We start from the raw sequence: 26,902 nt of genomic DNA, 5'->3' as shown, positions 1-26,902 counted from the left end.
AAGGGGCCGCCGGGTCCGCTACAGGGCCAGCTCCTTTTTCCAGTGCTCGACCTTCTTCATGTAATCCTCCAAAAGCCGCTGCGCCGTCCTCGGATCCTTCGCCTCGGCTACCACGTGGATCACCGGCTGGTACTGGTCAGGCAGGACGAGCACCCAGTCCTGGCCGAAGGAGACCTTGATGCCGTCGAGGAAGGACGCCTCTTTCTCCAGGCTGTCCTCGCTCATCTTGCGCATGATCCCCCCCTTCTTCTCCCAGACGCAGGGAACCCGCCCCTGCAAAAAGGAGCTCTTCGGCACCTCCTTCAGTACCCGCGAGATGGGAACCCCCGCGGCGGTGGCAAGCTCGATGGTCTTCGCGATGGTGAACATGCCGTCAAAGGCCGCCTGGAACCTGGGGAAGGCGAAGCGCCCGGCCATGGAACCGGCCATCACCACCTCGGGGGAGATGGCCGCCTCGATCATGGAGCGGTCCATGCTTTTCGTACGGCGCACCGAGCAGCCGTTTTCCTGGGCCAGTTGCTCGATCACCGAAGGCGCCGACACGGGGATGGCGAAGGCGCCCCGGGCACCGCTTTTCAGCATGAGCGCGGTCATGAGGCTCAAATACTCCTCGGGCTGGTAGATCCTCCCGGTCTCGTCCACGAGCACCACCTCCTCGGCGGTGGGGTCGAGCCAGAAGCCCGCCTTCGCCTCGAGGGTGACGACGATCTTCGCGAGCTGCTGCAGGCTGTTCGGCTTCTCGTCCACCGTCTTCGAGCCGCGCTGCTCGTCGAGGTAGGTGTTGAGACCGATCACCTCGCAGCCAAGATCGTTCAGGATCTGGGGGAGGATCTGCCCGGCGGCCGAGTGGTTGAAGTCGATCACCACCTTGGGTGTCGCGCTCTTGATGATCTGCTGCTCGAGGCCGCGGAAGAACCCCTCGCGGTAGAAGTCCATCACCTGCGGGAGTTCGGTGATCCCACCCGGCTCCATGTGGTGGGCGCGCCGGAAGTTCTCCTTGTAGAAGATGCGCTCGATGTTCTTGCCCATGGAAGAGGAGAAGTCGAGGCCGTCGGCATCGAGAAAGACGATCTCGGTGGTGGCCGGGTCCTCGAGCGACTGACGGAAGTGCACCCCGCCCACCTCGCCGAAGGTGCGCAGCTTGTAGCGCAGGATGGGAAGCGACACCATCCTGATGTCGCGCACGTTGACCCCCGCGGAGAGGATCCCCCCGAGGAAGCTCCTCTTCAGCATGCGGGAGGAGAGGGTCGCGTCGCGGCCGACGAGAACGTGGCTCCCCTTGGGTAGCGAGGTGCCGTAGGCGCAGCCCAGTTTGGCGACGAATTCCGGCGTGAGCTCGATGTTGGTGAGCCCCTTGATCATCTCCCCCTCGAAGAGCGATTTCTTCCAGCGCTCGCCCCAGATGAGGTTGCCGGTCACGGTGGAGCCCCCCTCGATCACCTTCCGGGGCCAGATCTTCACGTCACGCTTTATGTAGCTCTCCTCGCCGATGGAGGTGTCGTCGGCGATCACGCCACCTTCTTCCATGATGGTGGCCGCACCGACGCTTACGTTGTTGCAGACCACGCAGTCGTTGATCTTGGCCCCCTTCTTGATGTAGACGTTGTCCCAGATCACGGCCCGGGTCAGCTTCACCCCCGCCTCGACGATGCAGTTGCGGCCGATGACGGAATCCTTGATCTCCGCGCCACCCTGTACCTGGGAGTTGTCCCCCACGACGACGGTCCCCTCCACCACGGTCCCCTCGCTCAGCCTGACATCGGAGCCGACCCGCAGGTCCACCCCCGCCATCTCGCGCCTGGGCTCGTCCACCTTCACCCCGACCTTCCCCTTAAGGATGTCGTGGTGCGCCTCGCGGTAGGAGTCGGTGTTGCCGATGTCGCGCCAGTACCCTTTCACCGGGAAGCCGAACAGGGGGGATTTCTTCTTCAAAAGAAGCGGGAAGAGGTCCTGCGAGAAGTCGAAGTTCTCCCCCTCGGGGATGAACTTGAAGATCTCCGGCTCGAGCACGTAGATCCCGGTGTTGATGGTGTCCGAGATCACCTCGCCCCACCCCGGCTTCTCGAGGAACTGGGTGATGCGCCTGTCCTTGTCCGTGATCACCACGCCGAACTGCAGCGGGTCCTTCACCGAGGTGAGGGTGATGGTGGCAAGCGCCTTGCTGCTCTCGTGGAAGTCGATCACCTTCTGGAGGTTGAAGTCGGTCAGAAGGTCCCCGCTGATGATGAGGAAGCGCTCGTCCAGGTACTTCTCGGCGCACTTCACCGCACCGGCGGTCCCCATGTCCTCGAGCGGCGTGACGTAGGTGATGCGAACCCCAAGGTCCGCGCCGTCACGGAAGAAGTTCTTGATGACGCTCGGCTGGTGATAAAGGAGCATGACCAGGTCGGTCACACCGTACTTCTTCAAAAGCTCGACGATGTGCAGCATGATGGGGCGGTTCATGAGCGGAACCATCGGTTTGGGGATGTTGCAGGTGAGCGGCTGCATGCGGGTGCCGAAGCCGCCCGCCATGATGACTGCCTTCATAGGTGAAGCCTCCAAGGTCAAACTGGGATTAAGTGTTAACGGCAAGATGAAAACCTACGGAACACGGATTAACAGCCCGCTGATCTACCACCTGATCTACTCGGGCATTAAGTCTTCGCACTGCGCCACGAACGGAGTTCGTAAAGGTAATTCGACTCATCACACTTATTCTAGGTGTAGGCCGCCTTCTGCCTCTTGGCGAGGACGCGGGCGATCTCGTCCTTCAGCTCCTGGAGGTCACTCGACTTGACCACGTAGCCGTCAGCGAGCCAGGCCGAAAAGTCGTCCTTGTAGCAGGAAAAGGCGGTGCAAAGGATCACCGGAACGGTGTGACGCTCCTTGACGATGCGCTGCAAAAGCTCGATGCCGCTTTCGTTTTTCAGCTTGATGTCTATCACCGCGAGGTCGAAACTCTCCGACTCCAGCTTCTCCACCGCCTCGAGTGCGCTGCCGGCGGTTACCACGTCGTACCCCTCGTCGCTGAGTTCCGCGGCGTACAGAAGCCTTATGTTCGCCTCGTCATCCACAACCAACAGTTTCGCCATGTCAGATGTTCTCCTTTTTCGTCAAAAGCCTGATGCTGTATGTATTTCCGCCGCCAGGGCGGCCAGTTATCGTTAGGGAGTTTCCCTGCCGTTCCAGGATCGACTTGCAAAGGGAAAGGCCGACCCCCTCGCCGAGCTCCTGGGTCTGGAAAAACGGAGTGGTGAGTGCCACCTGTGCCGTCTCGCTTAAGGGCTTGCCGTCGTCGGTCACGCGCAGCAGCACCGCTTCGCCGTCCTTGAGGCTCTCCACGTGAAGCTCCCCCCCAAGTTCCATGGCAGAGAGGGCGGTGGTGGTGATGGTTTTAAGGCAGTAGCTGATCTGCTTGTAATCGATGCGCACCACGGGGAGGTCGGGAGCGAGCTCCATGCGGCAGGCGACCCCCGCCCCGTTCATCACCCCCTCCAGTTCACCCATCGCCTTCACCACCAGTTCGTTCAGATCCCAGTAGTCGGTGACCGGGAAGAGCGACTCCGAGTAGTCGAGCACCTCGCTTAGCACCTCCTCGAGCTGCCGGGTCTCGCGCACGATCGATTCGAGGTAGCTCCGCTTCTCGTCGTCGGCGCTGCTCCCTTTCAGCAGGGTGCGGGCGAAGCCGCCGATCACCATGAGCGGGTTTCTTATCGAGTGGGCGATGCTGGAGGTGATTTTGCCGACCAGCGCCATCTTCTCCATCTTCACGATCAGTTCCTGCTGTTCCCTGAGCTTCAGATTCGCCGCCTTCTGCTTGGCCACCTCCTCCTGGAGTCGCTCGTACAGTGAAGCGCGCTCGAGGGCGAAGGCAACCGGAAAGGCGAAGGTCTCCAGCGACTGCATGTCCTGCAGGGTGATCGGCTTGTGGGTGATGCAGTTGTCGGCAATGATCACGCCGATGCGGCGGTTTCTGGAGATGAGCGGCATGACCAGGAAGGTGTCGACGCCCAGGATGCGGGCAAGCCCCCTGTCGAGGTCGGGGTTGTTCAGGGCGTTCTCGACGAGAATCGGCTTCTTGCCGCGCAGCGCGCGGTTGAAGATGTGCCCTTGGTCGGCCAGGGGGACGGTGAGCTGCTGCAGGATGTCATGGAACTTCACCTTCTCCGAGGTGAGCTTCGTCTTCTGGAAGTCGCGCGCGAGCTGTCTCAGGGTGAAATTGCTGCGGCTTATGTCCTCCCAGGTGCGCCATGCCTCCTCGTAGTCGCGCGGGCCGACCCCCAGGTAGCCGCGGATGTTGCGCCGCTCCTTGTCCGTCATCAGCAGGAAAGCCCGGTTCATCCCGAACCCCTTCCCCGCCGTGATCGCCGTCATGGCGATGGACAGCACCTCGTCCAGGTCTATGGAGTTTTGCAGTACGAGGCCGACCTCGCGCAGGAACTTTATCTCACGGGTCCTGCTGTTGAGAAAGCTCAGCATGGCCCCCATCTGGGCCTTCTGCTCCTGGAACTCGGTCAGTATGTAGGGGAGGACATCAGAAAGCGGATAACCTGCGCCCTTCATCCGGGCCAGGTCGTTCTTGAAGCGGGGGCACTCTACGCACTTCTCAACGATCCTGCGGCGCTGGGAGGAAAGGAGGTCCTCCTCCCCCTCGCCCACATACGGGCAATGATCGGCCTCAATATGGTCCCTACTCCAACAGCATTCCCAATCCAAGCGCCCTCCAGGGTCCGGCTTCATTTTATGGCAAACGAACGCGGCAAAGTATAGCACCCCGCATAACCATTTCAAGCGCATGGTGAACTTTTTCTTAAAATTATTAATTAACAATTTGCGCAGAAGAACTTACGCCGCCGGGCCGAAAGGACCTAAAAAAAGGGCCCCGCGGTGGTAACCGGGGGCCCTTCGTTGTACGTATTATCTTTTAAAGCAGGTTATTTCCCCGCGATCATCCTCAACTTTTCCATATGCATGATGGTCACCTTGTTGCCGTCCAGCTCGATGACCCCCTCGTCCTTCATCTTCTTGAAGGTGCGGGAGAGCGTCTCGCTCACCGTGCCGAGGCGGGAGGCGAGCTCCCCCTTGCGCATGTCGAGCTCCAGATAGGTCTTACCCTGATAGCTCGTGCTCTTACGCGCGGCAAGATCGAGCAGGTAGGAGGCCAGGCGCGAGGGGGCGTCGGCGAAGGAGAGCTCCTCGATCTGGCGGGCAAAGCGGCGCAACAGGAGCGACAGCGATGCGATCAGGTTCATCGCGAAGCGCGGGTTGCGCTCCAAAAGCCCCATGAAGGCGCCCCTGGGGAAGAAGATGACCTCTCCCCTCTCGACGCCGCGGGCCTCGGCCGGGTATTTCCCGTCACCGAAGAAGGCGGCCTCGGCGAAGGTCTCCACCGGGTGCACCATGTGCAGCACCTTCTCTCGGCCGTCCGGCGAGATCTTGCAGAGCTTCAGCGCCCCGGAAGCGAGGAGGTAGAAACCTTCGGCCTTTTCCCCCTCGGTGAAAATGGTTTCCCCCTTGGCGAAGGGACGTCTGACGGCGATATCGGCGACTTCGACGAGGTACTCGTCCTCCAGTCCCGAAAAAAGCAGCGCTTTCCTTATGATGTCCTTGTTTTCCATGTCGTCCTTTTTACAGCAAAAAGAAAAGGGAGGTCAAGAGGTTGTTGACCGCGCTCCTGCCTTTACTTCGCCTGTCATCTCATGTAAGATCACGAATTCATGAAAAAGACCCTGTACCGCTACATTTTCAACGAGATACCGCCCCCTTTCCTGGTCGGCATGGTGACCTTCACCTTCGTGCTGCTCATGGGGCGTTTTCTCAAACTCGCCGAGATGGTGGTCGAGAAGGGTGTCCCCTTCACCGACGTACTGCGCATGGTGAGCTATCTGCTTCCGTCCTTCTGGCTCTTCACCATTCCGATGGCCCTGCTCCTTTCCATCCTGCTCGCTTTCGGCCGCCTGTCCGGCGACAGCGAGGTGACCGCCATGAAGAGCTGCGGCATCAGCCTCTACGGTCTGCTTCCACCGCCGCTGCTGTTCTCCGCCTTCGCGAGCCTGCTCTGCATGTGGGTCACCGTGTACGCCATCCCCTGGGGGAACAGCTCCTTCAAGGCGCTCATGCTGGAGATCGCCCAGAGTAGTGCCGGCATCTCCATCAAGGAGAAGGTCTTCAACAACGCCTTCCCGGATATGGTGATCTACGCCGAAACCCTGGACGCCAAGGCCCAGAACATGGCAGGCGTGATCGTCCACGACGAGCGGGACCCGAAGACCCCCACCACCATCTTCGCCGAAACCGGCGCGCTCTACTCCGACCCCAAAACCCACTCGATGGAATTCCAGCTCAAAAACGGTTCCATCCACCGCACCGAGGACAAGGGGGGGTACCGGATGGTGCAGTTCCAGGAGTACGTCCTGCGGGTGGCGCTGACCGACACGGTCCCGAAGGGGCCCAAGAAGGCGAGCGAGATGACCATCGACGAGTTGCTCCATCCGCCGAAGGGTACCGACAAAAAGGAGGTGCTGGCGCGCAGCCTCGAGTTGCACAGCCGGCTGGCGCTCCCCTTCTCCTGCATCGTCTTCACCTTCATGGGGGTGCCGCTCGGGATCCAGAACCGCCGCTCAGGGAAGGCCTCCGGTTTCTCGCTCAGTATAGCGGTGATCCTTTGCTACTACGTCGCCCTCTCGGCCTTCGACACTTTGGGTGAGCACGGCATCCTGCCGCCGCTTCTTTCCGGCTGGGGCCCGAACCTCCTGTTCCTCGCCGCCGGGGTATATCTCTTCATGAAAACGGCCGCCGAGGAACCGCTTCCGCTGACCGGCCTCTACCCGCAAATGAAGGAGCTCATGCGGACCCGCTTCGGCAAGGGGGGCAAGCGATGAGGATACTTACCCGCTACGTCGCCAGGGCGTACGTGAGGATGCTCGGGCTTTGCATCGGCTCCTTCGTCACCATCTACCTCGTGGTCGACTTCATGGAGAAGATCTCCCGCTTTTCCCGCGCCGGCGCCTCGTGGCAACACATGGCGCTGTACTTTTTACTAAAAGTCCCGGAGATGCTGAGCGACGCGGCCCCGCTCGCCGTGCTCATGGCCACCCTGCTCACCTTGGGTGCCTTCTCGCTCAGCTCCGAGCTCACCGCCATGCGTAGCTGTGGCGTGAGCCTCGCTCGCATCAGCGCCCCCATACTTTCCATAGCCATTTTGGTGAGCATGCTGGTGCTGCTCCTGGCGGAGTTCGTCATCCCCAAGAGCTACGCAAAGCGCAGCTACATCCAGGAGGTGCTGATCATGAAGAAGGCGGAGAAGGCCTACTTCAGGCAGCACAACATATGGCACCGCGAGGGGGGCACCGTGCTCAGAGCGAGCCTCTTCGAGCCGGCGCAGAACCAGCTGAAGGGGGTCACCATCTGGGAGGTCCAGCCTAAGACAGGCCTGCCGCTCAGGCGCACCGACGCGGCGAGCGGGCAGCTCGGGCCGAAGGGGTGGGTGCTGAACGACGTGGTGACGCGCGACATCGTGGCGGGGGAGGTGGCACATACTGGAAAGATCCCGCAGCTTGTCGTGCCGCTCAAGTTGAAGCCCGCCGACCTCAAGGTGCTCGGCAAGTATTCCGACAGCATGACGCTCAGGGAGCTGAACCGCTACTGCAAGAAGATCCAGGCGGGAGGGTACGACGCGACCCGCTACATCACCCAGTTCCACAGCAGGATATCGCTGCCGTTTGGCTGCGCGGTGATGGCCTTTCTCGGTATCCCCTTCGCGCTGCGCGGGGGACGCTCCAGCGGCATCGCCTTCGGCATCGGCCTCTCCATCGGCTTGGGCTTTCTCTACGTGATCGTGAACTCGGTGATCATCTCGGTCGGGCAGGTCGGCCTGCTCCCGCCGATCGTCGCAGCCTGGGCCACCAACTTCATCTTCTTCGCCGCCGGCGGGTGGTTGTCGCTGACCATTGACAACTAGCCAAAGAGCGCCGAAAATTTGAGACGTTGCTATGAACCTCTCATGGGAGGGCAGATCATGCTCCGCACGCTTACCATCACCCTGCTGGTCCTCCTCGCTTCTCTCACCGCGGCAATCGCGCAGCAAGCGCCTGTTCCGGCTCCGTCATCGCGGCTCCAGTCCCTGAGCGTGCTCAGCATCCTGCCGGCCCAAGGGGAGCCCGGAGCAACGGTAACCCTGAACGGCACCGGCTTCACCACGGCAACGACGGTGGCCATGGGGGCGCGGGACATCCCCGCCGCTGTCGTCGGGAGCCGGATCATCACCTTCGAGCTCCCCGACCTTCCTCCAGGCGCCTATGCCCTCTTCCTGAAGCGGGAGGACGGCGCCACCACGCGCCCGTTCAACTTCGTGCTGCTCGCCCAGAAACCGGTCATCTCCACCCTCTCCCCAGACACGGTGACCGCCTGCGCCACCGGCCGGGAGCGCGAGGTGCTCGTGAACGGCGCGAACTTCCGCAACGGCACCCGCGTCCTGCTCGACGGGGCGGCCGTCGGCACCCGCATCATCTCCCCCACATCCCTCGCCTTCACCACCCCTGCGCTTGCCGCCGGGATGCACCAGGTGCAGGTGAGAAACCCGGGCGACGCCACCTCCGGCGCAGCCGCGCTCTTCATCGATGCGAAGCCGGAGATCGCCGGCGTCTCCATCGGCAGGGAGTTCGTGAATTATTACGAGCTGGTCGTGACGGGACGGAATTTCCAGCAGACATCGGTGCTGGTAGTGGACGGCAAGAGGCTTTCGACGGGAAAACAGCTGGTGGGAGAGCGTGAGCAGCTCGTCTACGGCGGGTGCAACCAGATGGTCTACCAGAGGTTCCCCTACGACCCGACCCCCAAGCAGATCATCCTGCAGGTGGTGAACCAAAACGGCGAGGAGAGCCCTCTTTTCACCATCAGTGCTCCCTGAGGCTTAGTCGACCGGCTCCTCCAGGACGACCAGGTAGCCGTCCGGATCGAAGCACCAGAGCTCATAGGTGCCGTACGGCTTGCGCTCCAGGGGGTAAAGGATCTCCAGGTCCTCCTCGAGGAGTTCCTGGTAGATGTCGGCAATCCCCTCCACGGCGAGATGAATCGTCATCCCCACCCCACGCGGGAACCCCTCAAGGCGCGCCTGCAGGATCGGATGCAGTTGCGCTACCGCAGCATCCTCCACGAAGATGATCTGAAATTCCTCCGTCTCCAAAAGCAGGTGCTCCGGAGCGCCAAGCGTGGTCACCGGCCGTTGCAGCGGCAGGTCCAGGATCCCCGCGTAGAAGGCCTCCGTGGTCCCGAGGTCGGAGACGCAGAGCTGAATGGCTATGGCGGCTCCGTTCACTCGCCGAACCAGGCGCTCGTGTAACTGCTTATCAGCACCATGGAGTTGGTGAAGATCAGGATGCCGATTACGATCATGAACACGCCGGTGATGACCTCAAAGAGCCGGATGTGCCGCTTGAAGCGCCTGAAGAAAACCAGGAACTGGTGCAGGGCCAGCGCGGCGAGGAAGAAGGGGATGGCAAGCCCCATGGAGTAGGCGAGCAGCAGCCAGACGCCGCGTCCCTCGGTGGCAGCGACGGCCAGGATGGTGGCGAGAATCGGGCCGATGCAGGGGGTCCACCCCGCGGCGAAGACCACGCCGACGACGACGCTGCCGAGGTAGCCTGCGGGCTTGCGGTGCAGGGTCAGCTTCTTCTCCCCGAGGAGCATGGTGATGTCGAAGAAGCCCGCAACGTGAATGCCGAAGACGACGATGAGGATGCCGCCGATGCGCCGGATGGCGGTCTTGTGCTCATGCAGGAAGTCCCCGACCAGGGTGGCCGAGGCGCCCAGCAGGACGAAGACGCAGGTAAACCCGGCGATGAAGAGCAGGGAGTGGATGATGGTCTGCTGCCGCACCTTGTGGCTTGGGTGCTCCGCGTTCAGGTCCGCGAAGGAAAGGCCCGTGATGTAGGTGATGTAAGACGGGATGAGCGGCAGCACGCACGGAGAAAGAAAAGACAGCAAGCCCGCCACGAATGCGCCGATCATGCTGATGTTGGTTGTTTCCATGTTTTTTCCTCCTCACACGGTACGTACGCCCCGCGGCAGCGGGGCGGTCGTGCTACTTGCCGGACATCAACTGCTCGAGGGCCTGGATCACCTGGGGGTTGCTCCAGTCCATGCCACCGACCACCTTTTTGACGATCATACCCTTCGTGTCGACGACGAAGGTCTCGGGGACACCGGTGGTCCCGTAGAGGCGCGCGACCTTTCCGTCGGTGTCGAGCAGTGCCGGGAGCGTGACGCCTCCCTGCTTGAAGAAGTCCTCGACGGCCCCCTTGCCGCCTTCATCGATGGAGATGGCGAGCATCTGGAAGTTTTTACCCTGCATCGCCTGGTTCAGCTTCACCATGGAGGGAATCTCTTCGCGGCAGGGGGGGCACCAGGTGGCCCAGAAATTGACCAGCACCACCGTCCCCTTGAGGGAGGAGAGCTGCACCGACTTTCCAGAGAGGTCCTTAAGCGTGAATTCCGGAGCGGGGTTTCCTTCCGTGGCCGGCAGCGCGGCTTCCTTCTTGGTACACCCAACGCCGGCAAAAAGCACGACCACCAACAATAAACCGAACAAACGCCTCATCATTTCCTCCCCGGTTGTACGATACTGTATTTTTCCATTCTGTAAATCAGCGTGTGGCGCGGGATGCGCAGGAATCTGGCCGCTGCGGTCTGGTTCCAGTCGCAGCGGTTGAGCGCTTCCATGACCGCCTCCATCTCGAGCTGCTCGAGCGAGTACCCGCCTGCCGGGAGGCGCAGCACCCCCCCCTCGGCAGGAGGTGGGACGGCGGAGATCTTACCAGGGAGCTCGTCCACCCCGATCTGGTCCCCCTCCCGCATGATCAGCAGGCGCTCCACCGTGTTCTCCAGTTCGCGCACGTTGCCGGGCCAGGCGTACTCCTTGAGCCGCGCGAGCGCCTCCTTGGTGAAGGAGACCCCTTCGGCCCCGAACTTCGCGCAGAAATATCGAATCAGTAGCGGGATGTCCTCGGCGCGCTCGCGTAGCGGCGGGAGCTGGATCGGGATGACGCAGAGTCGATAGTAGAGGTCCTCGCGGAACTTCCCCTCCGCGATGGAGCGCTCGACGTCGGCGTTGGTGGCAGCGACCACCCTTAGGTCGATCTTCTGCAGCGAGGTGCCGCCGACCGGCTCCACCACGCGCTCCTGCAGCACCCGAAGCAGCTTGGGCTGCAGCTCGAGAGGGAGATCCCCCACCTCGTCGAGGAAGATGGTGCCGCCGTCGGCCAGTTGGAACTTCCCCTCCTTGTCACGGATGGCGCCGGTGAAGGCGCCTTTCACGTGCCCGAAAAGCTCGCTTTCCAGGAGGTCCTTCGGAATGGCCGCGCAGTTGACCGCGATGAAGGGGGCTTCCCGGCGCGAGCTGCCGGAGTGGATGGCCCGGGCCACGAGTTCCTTCCCCGTTCCCGACTCACCGGTGATGAGGACGGTGGCTTCGGTGTCGGCCACCTTGCGCACCACGGAGAAGACCCCTTCCATGGCACGGGAGGTGCCCACGATGCTGTTGAATTCCGTGCGCCCCGAGAGCTCCTCCTTCAGCAGGCGGTTCTCCTCAGAGAGCCCCTGGAGCTGAAGCCCCTTCAGCACGGTGATCTTCAGTTCCTCACGGTTGAACGGCTTGGTGAGGTAGTGGAAAGCCCCGAGTTTCATCGCCTCCACCGCGGTATCGATGGCGCCGAATGCGGTAAGCACGATCACCACCGTTGCCGGGGCCCGCTCCTTGACCGCGGAGAGCACCTCGAAGCCGGTCATACCCGGCATCTTCAGGTCGGTGATCACCAGTTGGGGCGACCTCTCCTCGAAAAGTCTCAGGCCGGCCGCCCCGTCCTCAGCGGTGTAGACGTGGTACCCCTCCTGCTCCAGGTTGTACTCGAGAACGCGCCGCAGCGAACTATCGTCGTCGATGATGAGAATCTTTGGGGGCATGGGATTCCTGACGAGGGTGACGGGATATTAATGGAACTCCAACGTCAATTTGTAACCGATTTGCGGGGGTAGGGCAACCCTTTTTATAATGAGTCCCCCCCCGCCGGCCTTCTCATTTCGGACACGGAACAGCGGGGCTTGGGGAGTCAAGCGGCAGGGAAGCGGACGTGAGCGGTGCCTAAAGGGGCCGCGCATCTATAAGGCGGGAAAAAGAAAAAGGGAGGCCGAGCACCACCCGAGAGGTGGTGCAGGAAAAGGGGCCGTTCTGCCCTGAATGGGGGCCGCGGCCTTATGCTACGGGCGGCGGCCTCTGGGCCGGCGCGGATTCCCCAGGTAGCACTGGGTCAGTTCTCTGGTGCCTACCGCGAGCGGCAGCAGGTCCTCATGGCGCTTCAGGGTCTCTGTCAGCGAAGGGCCGTCGGTGATAATGAAATCCTCCTCGCCAAGGCAGGTCTTGGCGAAGAAGCGGCCGGCAGCGCTGCAGAAGACGCTTATGCTGAAGGTTTCACCGTTAACTTCCAACTCAGACGAGTGCAGTAACATCTCTTCGTCCACATCCCCCCCCAAAAAACACATCGCATAAAATGAAGTCAGGCTCAGAGAGCAAGAACCGCACCAAGGAGCCGAGAAGATGCGCAGTGACGGCAAAAAGCCCGTGATACCTTGTAAACACAAATGAGCGCCGGATAACCGACGCTCATTAATGGTGTGACAAAGCGGAAGGGGTATGTCTTTTTTCGAAATACGGGATCGCGGCGCCGCTAAATGACGGGGCGCAAGACGGTTATTTGACCCGGGTAACCACGTAGTCGGCGAGTTCCGCCAGAGCCTCGCGAACCGGGCCGGCGGGGAACTTCGCCAGGTGTCCCTTGCAAAGAGTTACGTGCTCCCTCGCGGACTCGATGGTGTGCTCGATGCCGCCGTAGCGTTGCACGAGGGCGAGCACCTGCTCGAAATCCTCGTCGGAGAGAAGCTCCTTCTCCACCACCGAGGCGACCAGGTCGCGCTCCTCATCGCTGCAGAGCTTCAGCGTGTGGATGAGCGGCAGGGTGATCTTCCCTTCCTCGAGGTCGTGGCCGATGCTCTTGCCGAACTGCTCCTCACTGGCCGTGTAGTCTAGGGTGTCATCCATGAGCTGGAAGGCGATGCCGAGATCCATGCCGTAGTCGGCCAGCGCCTGCCTGAGTTCGGGAGTGGCGCCGCCGAGGATGGCCCCCACCTCGCAGGCGGCGGAGAGCAGTATCGCCGTCTTGCTCCGCACCACGTCGATGTAGCGTTCGATGGTGATGTCGAGATCGCTGGTGCAGACGAGCTGCAGCACCTCGCCTTCGGCGATGATGGTGGTGGCGTCGGCCAACACCTTCAGGATGTTCAGGTCGCCGTCGGCCACCATGAGCGAGAAGGACTTGGAGAACAGGAAGTCGCCGACGAGGACGGAGGCCTCGTTACCCCAGAGGGTGTTGGCGGAAGCCTGACCGCGCCTGAGGTTCGCGTTGTCCACCACGTCGTCGTGCAGAAGCGTCGCGGTGTGGATGAACTCCACCACGCTGGCGAGCGGGACGCTGCGGTCACCGCCGTAGCCGCACAGCTTGGCGGCCAGAAGCACCAGGGCGGGACGGATCCTCTTCCCGCCGCTGGAAAGTACATATTCACCCACCTTGCGTATCAGCGGGACATCCGACTGCAAGTCTTTCTTGAACTGCAGTTCCACGTTTTTCAGGTCTTCCCCGATGAGGGTAAGCGCTGCATCCATATCAGGCCTCGGTTCTGCGACTAGCGCTACGGCGTATAACGCTCAAAAATATGAACGGCACGAATTCGCGCCGTTTTCAGTGCCAGCCGGGCTGGCAATTTTAATGGGAAACGACGCAGCACTCTAACAAAATCACATTCATTATTCAAGGCATTTCGTCTACGGAAAAGGGGCGGAAAGAAAGGAGGGATGAGGAGATCCGGTTGAAAATAAAGGCAAAAAAGAGGGCGGACCTTGCGGTCCGCCCCTTGTTTCACGCTGCCTGCTGATCCTGCGCCAGCAGCCCGCAGCGTCTCAGTTCCTTGTCCAGTTTCGTTCTGGTGAGCCCCAGGGCCCGACAGACCTTCTCGCGGTTACAGTTGTAGCGCTCCATCGCCATGAGCAGCAGCGCCTTCCTGAGCGAGGCGGAGAGCTTGTCCATGATGTGCTCCTTCGCGGTCGCCGAGATGAGGGTAAAAAACGGCTCGAGACTCCCCTGAAAAAGCCGTGCGTTCTCGTCTACATGCATCCTGTTTTCCGTGTTCATCTTTCGTACCCTCATAAGGTTGGCAGCGATCTCGTCCATATCCTCGTTCACCAGTCGCCAGACGTCCGGGTCGCTGGCAAGGGTGAGCACCACGGCGACACGCTCTCCCTGAGGGGGGTGCTGCCGCTTGGCCAGCACCACCTCCATCGCGCCGAACCCGTCTCCTTCCATACACGCGCCCGCATGTTTGTCCACCATGCCCCACCTCCCAGTGACGGTATCAAGTTCCGATGCACCCTTTGCTTTACAACAGCCGTACCAATTCTGCGCCCCGGCGACAACTCCGCATAAGCCACCGTAACTTCGCCCTTTTCCACGAGGCTCACCGCAGCTAGGGACCTTAGACCCGCCCATCCCCGTTGTTCACACCTTGCACAAAAAAGGGTTCGGTGTGCAAAGAGCGACAACTCGGGCCTGGCAAGCTCACGCCGCCCGCCAGGCGCAGAGAAGCCCCCCCAGCCCTCCTTCTCGCTTTGCTTGAACAAAAATTAATCTATGATATGATGCCCCGACGCACATGAGAGAGAAGCCCCCTTCACACTAACGAACGCAGCAGGAGGGTACATGCAGAAGAAGCAGCTTTGGGAACTGTACAAAGGCCGCCTCTACCACGATGCCGGACTCGAGCTTTCCGTAGACTCGAGCCGGATGAATTATGCCGACACCTTTCTCAGCGAGATGGAACCGCGCCTGCAGAAGGCCTACCAGGAGATGACCGAACTGGAGGAAGGAGCGGTAGCGAATGCCGACGAGCAGCGCATGGTGGGGCACTACTGGCTGAGGGCGCCGGAGCTCGCACCGACGGCAGAACTCGGCGACGAGATCCGCGGGGCCCTCGCGTCGGTGAAGGCGTTCGCCGCCTCGGTGCACCAGGGAAACATCGCCGCGCCGGACAACCAGAAGTTCGTGAACCTGCTGGTGATCGGCATCGGCGGCTCGGCCCTCGGCCCGCAGTTCGTAGCCGATAGCCTGGGGAGCGCGCGCGACCGGATGCGCGTCTTCTTCTTTGACAACACCGACCCGGACGGCATGGACAAGGTGGTGGCCGAGATCGGTGCTGGTCTCAAGCACACCCTTGCCGTGGTGATCTCGAAAAGCGGCGGCACCAAGGAGACCCGCAACGGCATGCTGGAGGCGCGCCGGGCCTTTGAGAATGCGGGGCTGCATTTCGCGGCCCAGGCCGTAGCCGTCACCGGCTGCGACAGCGAGCTCGACCGTACCGCCTCGCAGGAGGGGTGGCTCGGGACCTTCCCGATGTGGGACTGGGTCGGCGGGCGCACCTCGGTCACCTCGGCGGTAGGTCTTCTCCCGGCCGCACTGCAGGGGATCGACGTGGACCGCCTGCTCGAAGGGGCGCGGCTTTGCGACCAGAGCACGAGGAGCCGCTCGACCCGTGAAAACCCGGCGGCGCTACTCGCCCTGTCGTGGTACCACACAACAAAAGGCAAAGGGGCGCGCGACATGGTGCTCCTTCCATACAAAGACCGGCTGATCCTCTTCTCCCGCTACCTGCAGCAGCTCATCATGGAATCTCTCGGGAAGGAGCTCGACCGGGACGGCAACCTTGTCTTGCAGGGGATAACGGTCTACGGCAACAAGGGGTCCACCGATCAGCACGCTTACGTGCAGCAGCTGCGCGAGGGTGTACCGAACTTCTTCGCCACCTTCATCGAGGTGCTGAAGGACCGGGAGGGGGCCTCGTTCGAGGTCGAACCCGGCGCCACTTCCGGCGACTACCTCTCCGGATTCCTGCAAGGAACGCGCAGCGCCCTCTATGAAAAGGAGCGGGAATCGGTTACCATCACGATCCGCGAAATCACCCCGGCCACCGTCGGGGCGCTGATCGCCCTGTACGAGCGCGCCGTGGGTCTTTACGCCTCGCTCATCAACGTGAACGCCTACCACCAGCCCGGCGTCGAGGCGGGAAAGAAGGCGGCCGGAGTGGTGCTGAAGCTTCAGGGAGAGATCCTGGAGATGCTGCGGCGCCAGCCCAGCCGTGAGTTCACCTGCGAAGACCTGGCCATGACGCTCGCGCGTCCCGAAGAGGTAGAGACGGTATTCAGCATCCTGCGCCACCTGGCGGCGAACCCCGACCACGGGATCGAGATGACCGCAGCGCCCCGGATCTGGGAGAGCCGCTTCAAAGCGCGGCAAAAGTAAAGCAATTCGAATAGGGAGGAAGCAGGAGCAGATGAAAACGGTAGATCTTAGAAGCGATACGGTGACCCGCCCGTCCGAGACGATGCGCAGGGTGATGGCAGCGGCCGAGGTAGGCGACGACGTGTACGGGGAGGACCCGACGGTAAACCGGCTGGAGGCCATGGCCGCCGAGCTCCTCGGGAAGGAGAAGGCGATCTTCGTCCCCAGCGGCACCATGAGCAACCTGACCGCCCTTTTGTCCCACTGCGGACGCGGGGATGAGTACATAGCCGGGCAGGACGCCCATATCTATCGCTGGGAAGGAGGAGGGGGCGCCATCTTCGGCGGTATCCAGCCCCAGCCCCTGGACTTCGAAGAGGACGGCACGCTCGACCTCGACAGGGTGCGCAACGCCGTCAAGCCCGCCGATCACCACCATGCCGTTACCAGGCTCCTCTGCCTGGAGAACACCCAAGGCGGCAGGGTACTCCCCCTTTCCTACCTCGGTGATGCGTCCCGCGTCGCCAAAGAGCTGGGCCTCGCGATGCACCTGGACGGCGCCCGCATCTTCAACGCCGCCGTCTACCTAGGTGTGCCGGTGCGCGAGGTCGCGCGCCACTTCGATTCCGTATCGGTCTGCCTGTCCAAGGGGCTCGGGGCACCGGTCGGCTCGGTCCTTTGCGGCAGCGCCGAACTGATCAACCGGGCGCACCGCTGGCGCAAGGTGGCTGGCGGCGGGATGCGGCAGGCCGGCATACTCGCCGCGGCCGGGATCCACGCGCTGCAACACAACGTAGAACGGCTGGCCGATGACCACGAGAATGCAGAGCTTTTGTCGAGCGGACTCTCCCATATCGACGAGCTCATGGTAAGCCAGGCCCGCACCAACATCCTCTTCGTCACCCCGCCCGCCGGAAGCGCCACCGCGCTGCGCGAGGCCCTGGCCGCCGAGGGGATCCTGATCGGTGGCGGCGACATGATCCGCCTGGTCACCCACCTGGACGTGGAGCGCGCCGACGTCGAGCGGACCGTTGCCGCGTTCAAGCGCTTCTTCGCCGGAAAGGGGAAGTGACATGTCCGAGATAACGTGGGGGGATTTCGAGAAGGTGGAGCTGCGGGTCGGGACGGTGCTCGAGGTGGAGGAGTTCCCCGAGGCGAGGAAGCCGGCCTATAAGCTCCTGATTGATTTCGGCGAGGCTGGCGTCAGGAGGTCGAGCGCCCAGATCACCAAACACTACACCCGCGAGGAGCTGGTGGGGAGGCAGGTGATCGGCGTGTGCAACTTCCCGAGGAAACAGATCGGGCGCTTCTTCTCCGAGGTGCTCGTGACCGGTTTTGCCGACGAGAACGGCGACATCGTCCTCGCCGCACCGGAGCGCCCGGTCCCAAACGGCAGCAGGCTATGCTAAAACGGAGGCAGCCCCCCCGCCCCTCTCCCTCTGGGAACGGTCGGGGTGAGAAGATCATCTTTAGAACGAAAAGGGAGCCGCTCACGCAGGCTCCCTTTTTAACTTCTACAGCCAAAGAGCGGTCCTAGTCGCCGCCGAAGAGCAGGTTCCCGGTCGTCTTTTCAATCCCCGCGTTATAGACCCTCCCCTTGATGAGGCTCCATGTCTCCGCCGCGGAAACCTTCTCTCCCTTGAACAGCTTTAGCGCGTACGTCGGCTCCTCATCCTGGAGCAGATCGTCGGACATCGCCAGTTTCCTCGCACTCTCGCGCGTTCCCTTGCTGATCTCCTGCTCGAGCTCCGCCATCTCGGCGGGGGTACCGCGGGCGATGGTGTTCACCAGTCGGCGGGCGTCCAGGTGGGTGAATATTTCGTCGATGAAGCCGCGCATCTTCTTCTGGTGCTCGTAGATAAGCTCCGCCCTCCACTGGTTCGGAAGGAGGGCAATTCCCTTCTCCAAGGCGTTTTCGAGCATGTCCTTGGTGGCGTTACGGGAAAATTCCTCGGCCCCCTTGGCAAGGATCTCCGCATGGGGTGGGGAGATTTCCGTCGTCGACTGCGGGGGTTCTTGCACGGCAGCGTACGCACCGGACTGCCGCACCGCAGCTCGCGGCGCAGAGGGGGTCGCCGGTTGCGCCGCCGTTTGAGCAGCGGGGGCTGCCCCGGGGAGGGGTCCGCCGGGGGTGAGCTGCGTCCCGAAAAACGCTGTCCCCTGACGGATCGGCACGTCGAGCACGCCATCCACCGCATCCGCATGGGCGGCGTCGGCGTTGTCCCAACTGCTGCGCAACTGCTCCGCGCTTTGCTGGCGTAACGCACGCAGCCTCTCCTGTTCGCGTTGCTGTTGTTCCTGCAGTTGCTGCTGCTGAGCGGCGGCAGGAGAGGGAGCATCCATGGAATCGATGATGTTTAGGAGCTGCATCCCGAAGTCGAGGGCGTTCAGACCCGACATCCCTTTGCCGGAGGCGGCACCGGCCAGCCCCTTCACGGCACCCATGCCGCCTACCGGGCTGGGGGCGGAGGGCATGGGAACATTGACGCTCCCCGCGCTGCGTCCGGCGAGACCTTCCAACTGGCCAAGGGCCGAAGCAATGGCCTCACTGTGCGGCGCGGCGGCTGCTGTCAGAGACAGAACGAGGAGTGCGGTAACGGTTCTTCTCATCGCTTCTCTCCTTTGCCCGGAACGGTTGACTCGGATACAGCCTTGCCCCCAGCCTTGGCCGGAGCCCCCGCGGAGCGCGCAGCGGCGACTGCGGCGATAAGTTCCCGCGTTTCGAAGTCCGCCGGAGCGAGCTTTTTGGCGCGCTCGGCATACGACGCGGCTTGATCAAGCTCTCCGGCCTGCAACTGAATCTTGCCGCAGGTGACGGCAGCCCACGGGGAATTGGGGGCGCGACGTATGGCGCGTTCGCAGTCGGCGGCGGCCCGTTGCAGATCGTTGCGCCCAAGGGCCAGGTTCGCGCGCACCAATAACGCGTTGGGCTCGTTGCGATCCAAAGCCAGGGCGTTTGTGCTGTCCTCTTCCGCCTGAGGCAGGGCACCGGAACGGAGGTGGGCCATGCTCCTCAGCGCATAGGCGAGGGGCACCGGCTGCTGCTCGATCACTGCGGTGCAGTCTCCTTCCGCCCCGGCGTAGTCGCTCCGGAGCAGCCTGACTGTGGCCCTTTCCAGGCGCGACTTGGCTTCCCCCTGGGTGAGCTGCACCAGCGTATCGTAGCAGACCAGCGCGCCGTCAAAATCGCCAGACTCCAGACGCACCCTCCCGAGCGCCCGCCACGCGGCCGGGTCCTTCGGGGTCAGACGGGTCAACTCTTCAGCGCATCCGGCAAGAGCCGTCACGTCGCCTGAGGCCTGGGCCACCCGGCAGGTCATCGTGCCGACACGCTGGTCTTTAGGGGCAATCTTTCGAGCGACCTCCACATCGCTTCGGGCGCCCGAAACGTTCCCGGCGGCGAAGCGCGCTTCGCTTCTGGAGAGAAGCGCCGCTACGTTTACCGGATCGAGGGCGAGCCCAGCGGTCAGATCCTTTTCGGCCTCGGCATACCGCCCCATGGCGCAGAGCAGCCTGCCACGCGCGACCAGGGGTTCGGCGTGCCCGGCAGCAGTCTTGATCGCGGCGGTGAGATCCGTCAGGGCCTCGTCCTTCTTCCCGAGCTTCGCGAGGAGCCTACCCCGGTTGGTGAGGGCCACGCAGTTCTCCGGCTCGGTTTTCAGGATGCGGGTGAACAGGGCGATGCCCCCCTCGCTGTTGCCGGTTTCACGCAGGGCCAAGGCACGCAGCATCAGCAGGTCGGCATCGGCATCGGGGCGCGCCGCCGGCTGCTCCGTCTCCCTGAGAAGTTTTTGCCAGTCGCCCGACGCTACGATCAGCCAGAGCTCTTCCTCCAGCAGCCCGGTATCATCGGGATGTGCGGCTCGTGCTTTTTGCAGGGTGCCGCGGGCGGCGGTCCCGTAGCCCAGTTCCCGCAGGGCCCGGATCTTGCCGCGCAGGAAAACTGGGTCATCTGGGTGCGCGCCCAAGGCGGTGACGCTTCGTGCGTAAAGCTCTTCCCACGCCCCCTTGCGTACCAGCGACTGAACCGCCACCCGTTCCATGGATGCGCGGAAATCAGCGTCTTCCTTGCTCTCCGGCTCCGCTCCGGAACAGGGCGCTGTAACCAGCAGACCCGCCGCCAACGCTGCTAACGCGGCGAAAGTGAGATAGGTGCGCATGTCATTTTCCTCTCAAAATGGGTGGAAATGATTGTGACCCCACCCCCGGCATGTTATATACGCATAGTGCAATTTTTCCAAGGGGGTTCGTGATGCGGGTGAAATATTACCAGATCCTGTCCATGCTCTTTTTTGTTTATCTTCTTTCCGGGTGCGGGTCGGCCCGCTTCGACAGCACCTTGAGGCCGTCAGGCGACACGCAGCTCACCCTCTCCGAACGCTTCAACATTGCCGGTTTCACGGTAGCTCCCAAGCCCAAAACTCCGGCGGGAGGGAGCATGCAGTTCGGGACCAACCTTGCCGAGATGAAGGGGCGCGCCAGGGTGCTCTACCCACAGGTCTTCGTGGACGATTGGAGCGCGGTTCCGGTAACCGCCACAGCACTCACCAACTACGAACCGCTTGGGGCGCTTGGGCCCATGATGACCGGTTTTACGCTGGGACTCATCCCCTTCCCCAGTTCCGAGCATACCGACTACGAGGTGAAGGTATCGATCGTGGATGAGCAAGGGGATAAAGTCGCCGCCACACCGGTCAAGTTCACCCGTGAAAACAGCATGTGGATGAGCCTTCTCGGCCCGCTTGGGTGTCTGCCGGTTCCTGGCAGATCGCTGGTGCCGAGGGATACCGTCTTTTTCGACCTCTCCGGGGAGAGCTACCTGCGCAAATCGAGCGAGCTCACCACCGATTCGCTGATCGAGGCGCTGGTAACGGCCCTGAAGGAGCTCCCGCCGGAGCGACTGGCCCAGGTGAGAAAAGCCCGTCTGGCGAGGCTCAGGGAGATCCGTATCGAGGGGAACAGCTACTGGTCCGTCCTCACCACCGCGTTCAGCAAGGGGAGCGAGCAGGAGAAAGCGGATCAGTTCGTCCTGCTCCTCTACGGCGAGAAGCCGCGCCCGGACCTGCAGCCGCTAGAAACGGCGATCGTGGCGCGCCGCGACGGCAACGGGCGCTGGCTGCCGGTATCGGCGTATCTGAAACGGACGGCTAAGTCGCTGGTTTCGGTGACGGCGCTTCTTGAAGGGGGCATTCCGGGGCGTCTTGTGGTAACGGAGGTGAGCGAGCCGCCGCTGGAGGATTTCCTTTCCGTGCAGACGGCAGCTGGAGACCTGGAAACGGCCGAGGCAATGCGCTGGAGCAACAAGGTGCTTTTGCAGGCGAAGAACCGGAGTCTGCCGGGGCTTTTGCAGCAGAAGTCGACGCCGGACCTCTTGGACCTGATCACCCAGGTGGAAAACAGCTTTCTCGATTTGAACCGGATGGCTGAGACCGCGAAGGACCGGGCCCAGAAGGCGGTGGCAGATGGTGGGGACGGCGGTACGGCAAGGGAACTCTCGCTCACCTGCCGCGAGCGTGGTGACATCTTGAAGCCGATCCTCGCCGCGATGAAGCAGGAAGTCGCCCGCAGGGGGGGCAAATAAAGGAAAGGGATAGGTTCTATCCCCTGATGCGCAGCGCCTCCGCGTAGACGGCGCTTTTGTGGAGGCCCGTTTCCTGGGTCACCCTTTTCACGGCGTCCTTTAGCGACATCTCCCCGGACGCAAGGTACTTCTGCAGCAATTCTTCCATCCCCGGCCCGTCGTCGGAGTCAGACTCCGGCGCCGGGCTCACCAGGATAGCCACCTCACCCCGAACCTCCCGCCCGCTCAGCTCTTCGATGAGACCGGAAAGCCTGCCGCGCAGAAATTCCTCGTACATCTTGGTCAGTTCCCGTGCCACCACCACATCGCGGTCCCCGAGCGTTTCCAGCATATCCTCCAGGGTCGCCAACAGGCGCTTGGGGGACTCGTAGAAGATCAGCACCGCCCGCTCCGAGGCGAGCGACAACAGCCGTTCGCGTCTTTTGCCCTGCTTGTTGGGGAGAAAACCCGCGAAGCTGAAGTAGTCGGTGGGAAGGCCCGAGGCGGAGAGCGCGGTGACCGCGGCGCAGGCGCCCGGGATCGGAACGACGGCGATGTCCTCGGCCGCGGCGTCGCGCACGAGCTGGTAGCCGGGGTCGGAGATGCAGGGAGTGCCGGCGTCGGTGATGAGGGCGACGCTCTTTCCCTCCCGCAGCCGGTCCAGGATCTGGTCTCCCTTCAATTCCTTGTTGTGGTCGAAATAGGAGGTGAGCGGCTTGGAGATGCCGAAGTGGGTGAGGAGCTTGCGCGAATGGCGCGTGTCTTCGGCCGCGATGAGGTCGACCTCTTTCAGGATGCGCAGGGCGCGCAGCGTGATGTCCTCGAGGTTGCCTATCGGCGTGGCGACGATGTAGAGAGTTCCAGGCATAACGGCAGAAGCCGTTCTACGTTCCAGGTTCTACCTTCTAGGTTTAAAAGCCAGGCCTTTAACGTAGAACGTAGAACTTAGAACATAGAACTTGTTCTATTTCCCCCAGTCCCGCGCGTAGCGGAAGTCGCGGTCGATGGTGCGGTTGGATACCTTGGCGATGATGGGGAGACGGCGCTTGAAGTGTGAGCCCTGCACCTTCCTGGCCACGTTGTCGATGAACTGCGCGTCGAAACCGGCGGCGATCAGCTCCTCGCGGCTCATGCGCTGGTCCACCATGCGGTACAAAAGCTCGTCGGCCTCGCGGTAGGTGAAACCGAGCTCCTGCTCGTCGGTCTGCCCCGCCCACAGGTCCGCAGAGGGCTTCTTCTCGATCACCTCGCGCGGCACCCCCATCGCCTCAGAAAGCTCCCATACCTGGCTTTTGTAGATGTCGCCGATCGGGTTCAGCGCGCTCGCCATGTCACCGTGCAGGGTGCCGTAGCCCAGGAGCAACTCAGTCTTGTTGCTGGTGCCCAAGACGAGGCCGCCCACCGCTGCGGAGTGGTCGTACAGGATGGTCATGCGCTCACGCGCCATCTTGTTGCCGCGCCTCATGTTGTCCGCATCGGTAGTGACGTTGAAATAGGCGTCGATCATCGGCGTGATCTCGATGACCTTGAAGTTGATCCCGAGACTCTCCGCAACGAGCCGCGCGTGCGCCTCGCTCTCGGGGTTGCTGGTCCGGTACGGCATGCAGTAGGCGTAAACGTTCTCCGGCCCAAGCGCCTCGGCGGCGATGTAGGCAACCAGTGCGGAATCGATGCCCCCGGAAAGACCTAGCACCCCCTTGCGCACCCCGACCTTGCAGACCTCGTCACGCACGAACCCCACGAGGATCCGGCGCAGAAGATTTGTGTTAACCGTCAAGCCCGCCATTAGCAGTCTTTCTCCTTGTCGATGCGTTTCAGCTCTTTCACGGTGATGGCAAGATTTTCGTCCCGCATCATGGGGGAGAAGATCCTCTCGCGCCTGAGCGCCCCGCCGTCCACCTTGGCCAGCACGAAGTCCTCTTCGAGAAGGGCGCCGCGGTCGGTGACCTCTCCTGAAGGCGAGATGGCCTCGGAGCCGCCCCAGAAGTTGACGCCGTCCTCGTAGCCGACGCGGTTGCAGTAGAAGACGCGGCAGTTGAGGAACATGGCGCTCGTCGAGGTGAGTTTCTGCCACGCTGCGGCCGAACCGAGCCCTTCCGACTCACTCACGCCGCGCCCCGGGCTGGAGGAGAGACAGATGAGCGTCATGGCGCCGTCCATGGCAAGGATGTAGGGGGCGGAGAGGTGCCACATGTCCTCGCAGATCAGCATCCCGACACGGCCGAAACGGGTATCGAAGGCGCGGAAGCGCTCGCCGCGAGCCATGTAGCGCTGCTCGTCGAATAGACCGTAGGTGGGCAGGTAGACCTTGCGGTGCACGTGTCGGATTTCCCCGGCCTCGAGGTAGACCGCGGAGTTGAAGAAGCGGAAATCGGAGGAGACCTCGACGAAACCGATGGCGATCGAGATGCGCTCGGAGAGCTTTTTCAGCCTCTGTATCTGGGGGGAGTCCAGGCTCAGCGCCACTTCGGGCACAAGATCCTTCAGGAAGTAACCGGTGAGAGCCAACTCGGGGAACACCACGAGGTCGGCGCCGGCGGCGATCCCCTTCTCGATGGCGGCCTCGGCCAACGCCATGTTGTCGTCCAGGCAGCCCAGCTTAGGTTTGATCTGGGCCAGGGCAACGGTAAAATCCATGAGCTTCTCCGCAATTTTTTCTCTCTTTACTAGCACAGCGGCAGAGGCTTTGTAAACCGCTTCATGAGTTAAAGCAGGATCACCAGCACAACGCCGCCCGCTATGACAGAAAGATTGCAGACCGCGGAGACGCCATGCAGCTTTGAAAACTGCCTGCGCATCGGGTCATCCTTCGGGGTGGTCTCGAAAGAAACGATCTGCTTCTTGATCTCGGCCGCCTTCGGCTCGATGTAGAAGGCCTGGAACGAGGAGAGGGTGAGCATGAGGGCTATGATGACTGCGGCAGGGGCGGTCCACTTCCCGCCCATGACGAGTCGGCAGACGATGGCGATCACGCCGCAGGCGATGCCCCAGCGGAAGTACCCGGGAAAGAAGAGGCCGACGATGCGCCCGGCGACGTCGCGGCTTTCCGAACGGAACAGGATGGGTGTGAGCACGAAGGTGAAGAGGGCGGCTCCTCCGAGCCAGAGAGCGATTGCCAGACGGTAAATTGCTGCTACGACCTGCATGTCTTTCCTCCTTGTGGTTCCATTGGATCAACAGGGCGAATGATTGTTCGCCCTACATTTGCGAAGCGATTATTCCTTCCTCGCCAGCGCTACTATACTAGTAAGCCAGATCGAAGGCGTTTCTGATGTGCTCTATCTCCGGCACGTCATGGTCATGGAGCATGATGGCTACTACGTCGAAACGGGCATCGGCATCGTAGAGCTTCTTGCGTGACAGCCAGACCAGTGCCGCCTTTGATATCTGTCGCTGCTTGAAAGGCGTCACCGCTAACTGCGGCGGTCCGTAGTTGTAATTGTTCCTGCATTTCACCTCGACGAACACGATGGTACGCCCGTCACGCGCAACAATGTCTATCTCCCCGCAGGAAGCGCGAAAGTTACACTCGACGATCTTGAACCCCTGCCCCTTGAGGTAGGTCACCGCGATCGATTCGCCCACTCCGCCGAGTGCACTGTTACCGCTTTTGACTGGCATAGTCGCCCCTGTTGAGACAGCGCATCACGCAAACAAGACAACAGTGTAGCAGCAAGTTCTGTGGGCGTGTAGCGTAGCTGGAAAATACTAGAAAGAAAAGAGGCCGGATTGAGTTCCGGTGGAAGCGGAGCCCGGCTCGGAGGGGCAGTGTTCCTTGACTCCGCTGAAGCTCTTGCGGTGGATAGGGCAAGGGCCCAACTCGGCGATGGCTGCGAGATGCGAGGCGGCACCGTAACCCTTGTGGCTGGCAAAGCCGTATCCGGGATAGCGCGCGTCGAACTCGACCATCATCCGGTCGCGGGTCACCTTCGCTATGATCGAGGCGGCGGCGATGGAGAGGCTCAAGGAGTCACCTTTTTTCACGGTGCGCTGGGGGATGTTCATCGGGATGCTGGATATGCCGTCGATGAGAATGAAGTCGGGCGTGACGCTCAGGGAGCGAACCGCGTCGCTCATGGCGCGCAGCGTCGCCTGGAGGATGTTGATGCTGTCGACGAGCGCGTGATCGCCTATGCCGACACCGACAGAGATCGCCTCGCGGTAGATGACATCGAAGAGCTCTTCCCTCTTCTCTTCGGAGAGCTGCTTCGAGTCGTTAACCCCCGGGAGGAGTACACCCGTCGGGAGAATCACGGCAGCAGCCACCACCGGCCCGGCAAGCGGACCGCGCCCCGCCTCGTCCACCCCTGCGATGCGCGCATAGCCGCGCCGCAACGCCTGCGCCTCGAGGGCCAGCATGTCGATGGGGCTATTCGGGCTATCGGGGAAAAGACCGGTCATGGCAATCCGCTAAATTGATGAAAGGAAAGTGCGCCCTAAGGTCCCCCCCTTTGCGAAGGGGGGACAGGGGGGATTTGCATCTGCCTTGGCTGGACGGACCGAAAGCAAAGGGGATGTGCCCCCCGCAGTCACGCCGCGAACAAAAAAAGCCCCGGTCGCTGGACCGGGGCTTTTAACTGCGAGCCTGTTACTGGCCTGCGACGTACTTCCTTTCCTTGATCCTGGAAGCCTTGCCGCGCAGCTTGCGCAGGTAGTAGAGCTTCGCGCGACGTACCTGGCCGCGGGTCACTACCTCGATCGCCTCGATGGACGGGGAGTGAAGCGGGAACACCCTCTCCACGCCGACGCCGTTGGAGATCTTCCTCACGGTGAAGGACTCACGAATGCCGCCGTTCTGACGGCCGAGGCACACGCCCTGGAAAGCCTGGATACGGCTCTTGTCACCCTCGACGATCTTCACCTGCACCTTGATGGTGTCACCGGGAACGAAAACCGGGATGTTCTTCTTCATCTGCGCCATTTCAATCATGTCAATCTTGTTCATTTGGTACTTCCTCCCTTATCTGGAACCTCTAGCATAAGA

The 26,902-nt window shown here is 62.1% G+C and carries 27 protein-coding genes; 7 read left to right on the top strand and 20 right to left on the bottom strand.

All coding sequences use genetic code 11. From position 1 onward, the window contains the following. Window positions 1-18: 18 nt before the first annotated feature. The 4 genes from E4633_RS07220 to E4633_RS07205 form a co-directional block, all read right to left on the bottom strand. Window positions 19-2,529 carry a mannose-1-phosphate guanyltransferase gene (locus E4633_RS07220; protein WP_135869532.1) on the bottom strand — a complete coding sequence of 837 codons (2,511 nt, stop codon included), beginning with the start codon at window positions 2,527-2,529 and terminating at the stop codon, window positions 19-21. Between the two features lie 170 nt (window positions 2,530-2,699). Beyond that, on the bottom strand, window positions 2,700-3,074 hold the full coding sequence (locus E4633_RS07215) for a response regulator (protein ID WP_129124502.1): 375 nt from the start codon (window positions 3,072-3,074) through the stop codon (window positions 2,700-2,702). Window position 3,075: 1 nt separating this feature from the next. Further along, complete coding sequence (locus E4633_RS07210) at window positions 3,076-4,698, bottom strand: sensor histidine kinase (protein WP_135869531.1); 1,623 nt, start codon at window positions 4,696-4,698, stop codon at window positions 3,076-3,078. Between the two features lie 218 nt (window positions 4,699-4,916). Beyond that, a complete protein-coding gene (locus E4633_RS07205) occupies window positions 4,917-5,600 on the bottom strand; it encodes a Crp/Fnr family transcriptional regulator (RefSeq protein ID WP_135869530.1) in 684 nt (227 codons plus the stop codon). A 99-nt stretch (window positions 5,601-5,699) separates the two neighbouring features. Between E4633_RS07205 and lptF the strand changes: the two genes are divergently transcribed. Genes lptF through E4633_RS07190 form a run of 3 tightly spaced genes read left to right on the top strand, consistent with a single transcriptional unit; the run spans window position 5,700 to window position 8,890 of the window. Then, window positions 5,700-6,863: an LPS export ABC transporter permease LptF gene (lptF, locus tag E4633_RS07200; protein ID WP_135869529.1), complete on the top strand. Its 1,164-nt coding sequence runs from the start codon at window positions 5,700-5,702 to the stop codon at window positions 6,861-6,863. After that, window positions 6,860-7,942, top strand: coding sequence for an LPS export ABC transporter permease LptG (gene lptG / locus E4633_RS07195; RefSeq protein ID WP_135869528.1), 1,083 nt, complete (start codon window positions 6,860-6,862; stop codon window positions 7,940-7,942). Before lptF ends, lptG begins: the two co-directional genes overlap by 4 nt. Before the next feature lie 57 nt (window positions 7,943-7,999). Then, entirely contained in the window at window positions 8,000-8,890 is an 891-nt protein-coding gene (locus E4633_RS07190) for an IPT/TIG domain-containing protein (protein ID WP_135869527.1), read from the top strand. 3 nt (window positions 8,891-8,893) lie between these two features. Here E4633_RS07190 and E4633_RS07185 read toward each other — a convergent pair whose 3' ends face one another. From E4633_RS07185 to E4633_RS07155, 7 genes are all read right to left on the bottom strand, one after another. Next, window positions 8,894-9,298 carry a VOC family protein gene (locus tag E4633_RS07185; RefSeq protein WP_135869526.1) on the bottom strand — a complete coding sequence of 135 codons (405 nt, stop codon included), beginning with the start codon at window positions 9,296-9,298 and terminating at the stop codon, window positions 8,894-8,896. Further along, window positions 9,295-10,011 carry a cytochrome c biogenesis CcdA family protein gene (locus E4633_RS07180; RefSeq protein WP_135869525.1) on the bottom strand — a complete coding sequence of 239 codons (717 nt, stop codon included), beginning with the start codon at window positions 10,009-10,011 and terminating at the stop codon, window positions 9,295-9,297. Before E4633_RS07180 ends, E4633_RS07185 begins: the two co-directional genes overlap by 4 nt. Window positions 10,012-10,063: 52 nt before the next feature. Further along, complete coding sequence (locus E4633_RS07175) at window positions 10,064-10,579, bottom strand: TlpA disulfide reductase family protein (protein ID WP_135869524.1); 516 nt, start codon at window positions 10,577-10,579, stop codon at window positions 10,064-10,066. Continuing rightward, window positions 10,579-11,940 carry a sigma-54-dependent transcriptional regulator gene (locus E4633_RS07170; protein WP_135869523.1) on the bottom strand — a complete coding sequence of 454 codons (1,362 nt, stop codon included), beginning with the start codon at window positions 11,938-11,940 and terminating at the stop codon, window positions 10,579-10,581. The genes E4633_RS07175 and E4633_RS07170 overlap by 1 nt, the downstream gene beginning before the upstream one ends. 294 nt (window positions 11,941-12,234) lie before the next feature. Then, window positions 12,235-12,495: a hypothetical protein gene (locus tag E4633_RS07165; RefSeq protein ID WP_246037943.1), complete on the bottom strand. Its 261-nt coding sequence runs from the start codon at window positions 12,493-12,495 to the stop codon at window positions 12,235-12,237. A gap of 229 nt (window positions 12,496-12,724) precedes the next feature. Next, window positions 12,725-13,693 carry a polyprenyl synthetase family protein gene (locus E4633_RS07160; protein WP_135869522.1) on the bottom strand — a complete coding sequence of 323 codons (969 nt, stop codon included), beginning with the start codon at window positions 13,691-13,693 and terminating at the stop codon, window positions 12,725-12,727. Window positions 13,694-13,946: 253 nt separating this feature from the next. After that, window positions 13,947-14,417, bottom strand: a complete 471-nt coding sequence (locus tag E4633_RS07155; protein WP_135869521.1) for a hypothetical protein — start codon at window positions 14,415-14,417, stop codon at window positions 13,947-13,949. 366 nt (window positions 14,418-14,783) lie between these two features. On the opposite strand from E4633_RS07155, the gene E4633_RS07150 reads away from it, so the two are divergent. Genes E4633_RS07150 through E4633_RS07140 form a run of 3 tightly spaced genes read left to right on the top strand, consistent with a single transcriptional unit; the run spans window position 14,784 to window position 17,767 of the window. Beyond that, a complete protein-coding gene (locus E4633_RS07150) occupies window positions 14,784-16,379 on the top strand; it encodes a glucose-6-phosphate isomerase (RefSeq protein WP_135869520.1) in 1,596 nt (531 codons plus the stop codon). A 31-nt stretch (window positions 16,380-16,410) separates the two neighbouring features. Further along, the gene (ltaE, locus tag E4633_RS07145; protein ID WP_135869519.1) at window positions 16,411-17,430 is read left to right on the top strand and encodes a low-specificity L-threonine aldolase; all 1,020 of its coding nucleotides are present in this window, start codon (window positions 16,411-16,413) and stop codon (window positions 17,428-17,430) included. A 1-nt stretch (window position 17,431) separates the two neighbouring features. Continuing rightward, on the top strand, window positions 17,432-17,767 hold the full coding sequence (locus tag E4633_RS07140) for a tRNA-binding protein (RefSeq protein ID WP_135869518.1): 336 nt from the start codon (window positions 17,432-17,434) through the stop codon (window positions 17,765-17,767). A gap of 124 nt (window positions 17,768-17,891) precedes the next feature. On the opposite strand, the gene E4633_RS07135 is transcribed toward E4633_RS07140, so the two are convergent. Continuing rightward, on the bottom strand, window positions 17,892-18,968 hold the full coding sequence (locus tag E4633_RS07135) for a hypothetical protein (protein WP_135869517.1): 1,077 nt from the start codon (window positions 18,966-18,968) through the stop codon (window positions 17,892-17,894). Beyond that, entirely contained in the window at window positions 18,965-20,518 is a 1,554-nt protein-coding gene (locus E4633_RS07130; protein WP_135869516.1) for a tetratricopeptide repeat protein, read from the bottom strand. Before E4633_RS07130 ends, E4633_RS07135 begins: the two co-directional genes overlap by 4 nt. Before the next feature lie 92 nt (window positions 20,519-20,610). Between E4633_RS07130 and E4633_RS07125 the strand changes: the two genes are divergently transcribed. After that, window positions 20,611-21,939, top strand: a complete 1,329-nt coding sequence (locus E4633_RS07125) for a hypothetical protein (RefSeq protein WP_135869515.1) — start codon at window positions 20,611-20,613, stop codon at window positions 21,937-21,939. 16 nt (window positions 21,940-21,955) lie between these two features. Here E4633_RS07125 and rsmI read toward each other — a convergent pair whose 3' ends face one another. From rsmI to rplS, 7 genes are all read right to left on the bottom strand, one after another. Further along, on the bottom strand, window positions 21,956-22,786 hold the full coding sequence (gene rsmI / locus E4633_RS07120; RefSeq protein ID WP_135869514.1) for a 16S rRNA (cytidine(1402)-2'-O)-methyltransferase: 831 nt from the start codon (window positions 22,784-22,786) through the stop codon (window positions 21,956-21,958). Window positions 22,787-22,882: 96 nt separating this feature from the next. Continuing rightward, window positions 22,883-23,704 (bottom strand): NAD+ synthase, encoded by an 822-nt coding sequence (locus E4633_RS07115; RefSeq protein ID WP_135869513.1) that lies wholly within the window; start codon window positions 23,702-23,704, stop codon window positions 22,883-22,885. Then, entirely contained in the window at window positions 23,704-24,555 is an 852-nt protein-coding gene (locus E4633_RS07110) for a nitrilase-related carbon-nitrogen hydrolase (RefSeq protein ID WP_135869512.1), read from the bottom strand. The genes E4633_RS07115 and E4633_RS07110 overlap by 1 nt, the downstream gene beginning before the upstream one ends. A 68-nt stretch (window positions 24,556-24,623) precedes the next feature. Beyond that, complete coding sequence (locus E4633_RS07105) at window positions 24,624-25,064, bottom strand: DUF4149 domain-containing protein (RefSeq protein ID WP_129124520.1); 441 nt, start codon at window positions 25,062-25,064, stop codon at window positions 24,624-24,626. 97 nt (window positions 25,065-25,161) lie between these two features. Beyond that, the gene (locus tag E4633_RS07100) at window positions 25,162-25,539 is read right to left on the bottom strand and encodes a YraN family protein (RefSeq protein ID WP_135869511.1); all 378 of its coding nucleotides are present in this window, start codon (window positions 25,537-25,539) and stop codon (window positions 25,162-25,164) included. An 87-nt stretch (window positions 25,540-25,626) separates the two neighbouring features. Further along, the gene (locus E4633_RS07095; protein ID WP_135869510.1) at window positions 25,627-26,319 is read right to left on the bottom strand and encodes a ribonuclease HII; all 693 of its coding nucleotides are present in this window, start codon (window positions 26,317-26,319) and stop codon (window positions 25,627-25,629) included. Window positions 26,320-26,506: 187 nt separating this feature from the next. After that, complete coding sequence (gene rplS, locus E4633_RS07090; protein WP_129124523.1) at window positions 26,507-26,863, bottom strand: 50S ribosomal protein L19; 357 nt, start codon at window positions 26,861-26,863, stop codon at window positions 26,507-26,509. Between the last annotated feature and the right edge of the window lie 39 nt (window positions 26,864-26,902).

This window comes from Geomonas terrae (assembly GCF_004791675.1).
GTDB classification, from domain to species: Bacteria; Desulfobacterota; Desulfuromonadia; order Geobacterales; family Geobacteraceae; genus Geomonas; species Geomonas edaphica.
The sequence above is the reverse complement of the archived record's forward strand: the minus strand, read 5'-3'. Positions and strand labels throughout refer to the sequence as shown.